This window comes from Pontibacter sp. JAM-7, from assembly GCF_048548695.2.
Classification (GTDB): Bacteria; Pseudomonadota; Gammaproteobacteria; order Pseudomonadales; family Balneatricaceae; genus Neptuniibacter.
In genome coordinates, this window is the sequence record NZ_JBLYIF020000055.1 from 1 (window position 1) to 250 (window position 250).

Below are 250 nucleotides of genomic sequence, written 5' to 3' on the forward strand. Positions count from 1 at the left end.
TCTGCTGGTGGTGTGCGGGCAACGGTGACTGAAAGGGCGATGGCCGGCCGAGTGGGTGTTCATATTAATCTCGACATGTTGGCCGCAGATAGTAATGAGTGGGCCGCAGCCATGTTCAGTGAAGAACTCGGTGCAGTGATGCAGGTGAAGCGCGCAGATCTGGAGCAAGTGCTGACCGAGCTGAATGCTGCCGGACTGGGTGACATTGCCCAAGTCATTGGTGCGCCAAATGCAGATGATTCAATCAACT

Annotated in this window: 1 protein-coding gene; it reads left to right on the forward strand. The window is 55.2% G+C overall.

Going from position 1 to position 250, the window contains the following annotated elements; all coding sequences use genetic code 11:
- Nucleotides 1-250 (forward strand): AIR synthase-related protein (locus ACFVYJ_RS13860; RefSeq protein ID WP_463255453.1); only part of this gene is annotated, 250 nt, incomplete at both ends.